The 1,691-nt window shown below is 58.4% G+C and carries 1 protein-coding gene and 2 pseudogenes; all 3 read left to right on the top strand.

The window, feature by feature from the left end:
- A pseudogene (gene intI1 / locus K0778_RS25870) lies at positions 1–335 on the top strand (class 1 integron integrase IntI1); the annotation flags it as partial.
- Positions 336–537: 202 nt separating this feature from the next.
- Positions 538–888, top strand: a pseudogene (locus K0778_RS28745) (DUF3330 domain-containing protein); the annotation flags it as partial.
- Between the two features lie 125 nt (positions 889–1,013).
- Positions 1,014–1,589 carry a recombinase family protein gene (locus K0778_RS25860; RefSeq protein ID WP_072740834.1) on the top strand — a complete coding sequence of 192 codons (576 nt, stop codon included), beginning with the start codon at positions 1,014–1,016 and terminating at the stop codon, positions 1,587–1,589.
- The last annotated feature ends 102 nt before the right edge of the window (positions 1,590–1,691 follow it).

The raw sequence follows: 1,691 nt of genomic DNA, 5'->3' as shown, positions 1-1,691 counted from the left end.
GGCCGTGGTTCTGGGTTTTTGCGCAGCACACGCATTCGACCGATCCACGGAGCGGTGTCGTGCGTCGCCATCACATGTATGACCAGACCTTTCAGCGCGCCTTCAAACGTGCCGTAGAACAAGCAGGCATCACGAAGCCCGCCACACCGCACACCCTCCGCCACTCGTTCGCGACGGCCTTGCTCCGCAGCGGTTACGACATTCGAACCGTGCAGGATCTGCTCGGCCATTCCGACGTCTCTACGACGATGATTTACACGCATGTGCTGAAAGTTGGCGGTGCCGGAGTGCGCTCACCGCTTGATGCGCTGCCGCCCCTCACTAGTGAGAGGTAGGGCAGCGCAAGTCAATCCTGGCGGATTCACTACCCCTGCGCGAAGGCCATCGGTGCCGCATCGAACGGCCGGTTGCGGAAAGTCCTCCCTGCGTCCGCTGATGGCCGGCAGCAGCCCGTCGTTGCCTGATGGATCCAACCCCTCCGCTGCTATAGTGCAGTCGGCTTCTGACGTTCAGTGCAGCCGTCTTCTGAAAACGACAATGGAGGTGGTAGCCGAGGGTGTGGAAACACCCGACTGCCTTGCGTGGTTGCGGCAGGCGGGTTGCGACACGGTGCAGGGTTTCCTGTTCGCCAGGCCGATGCCGGCGGCGGCCTTCGTCGGCTTCGTCAACCAATGGAGGAACACCACCATGAACGCCAATGAACCGAGCACCAGTTGCTGCGTGTGCTGCAAGGAAATCCCGCTCGATGCCGCCTTCACGCCGGAAGGGGCCGAGTACGTGGAGCATTTCTGCGGGCTGGAGTGCTATCAGCGCTTCCAGGCGCGGGCCAGCACTGCGACCGAAACCAGCGTCAAACCGGACGCTTGTGATTCGCCGCCGTCAGGTTGAGGCATACCCTAACCTGATGTCAGATGCCATGTGTAAATTGCGTCAGGATAGGATTGAATTTTGAATTTATTGACATATCTCGTTGAAGGTCATAGAGTCTTCCCTGACATTTTGCAGGGAATTCCATGACTGGACAGCGCATTGGGTATATCAGGGTCAGCACCTTCGACCAGAACCCGGAACGGCAACTGGAAGGCGTCAAGGTTGATCGCGCTTTTAGCGACAAGGCATCCGGCAAGGATGTCAAGCGTCCGCAACTGGAAGCGCTGATAAGCTTCGCCCGCACCGGCGACACCGTGGTGGTGCATAGCATGGATCGCCTGGCGCGCAATCTCGATGATTTGCGCCGGATCGTGCAAACGCTGACACAACGCGGCGTGCATATCGAATTCGTCAAGGAACACCTCAGTTTTACTGGCGAAGACTCTCCGATGGCGAACCTGATGCTCTCGGTGATGGGCGCGTTCGCCGAGTTCGAGCGCGCCCTGATCCGCGAGCGTCAGCGCGAGGGTATTGCGCTCGCCAAGCAACGCGGGGCTTACCGTGGCAGGAAGAAATCCCTGTCGTCTGAGCGTATTGCCGAACTGCGCCAACGTGTCGAGGCTGGCGAGCAAAAGACCAAGCTTGCTCGTGAATTCGGAATCAGTCGCGAAACCCTGTATCAATACTTGAGAACGGATCAGTGGCACTGTTGCAAATAGTCGGTGGTGATAAACTTATCATCCCCTTTTGCTGATGGAGCTGCACATGAACCCATTCAAAGGCCGGCATTTTCAGCGTGACATCATTCTGTGGGCCGTACG

The organism is Escherichia sp. XD33, from assembly GCF_019375075.1.
Taxonomy (GTDB): Bacteria; Pseudomonadota; Gammaproteobacteria; order Enterobacterales; family Enterobacteriaceae; genus Enterobacter; species Enterobacter flexneri_A.
This window is presented reverse-complemented; position numbering and strand designations above follow the sequence as displayed.

Excerpts from the sequence above, each read along its gene's own strand:
- K0778_RS25860 (WP_072740834.1), top strand. The coding sequence starts at position 1,014 with ATGACTGGACAGCGCATTGGGTATATCAGGGTCAGCACCTTCGACCAG.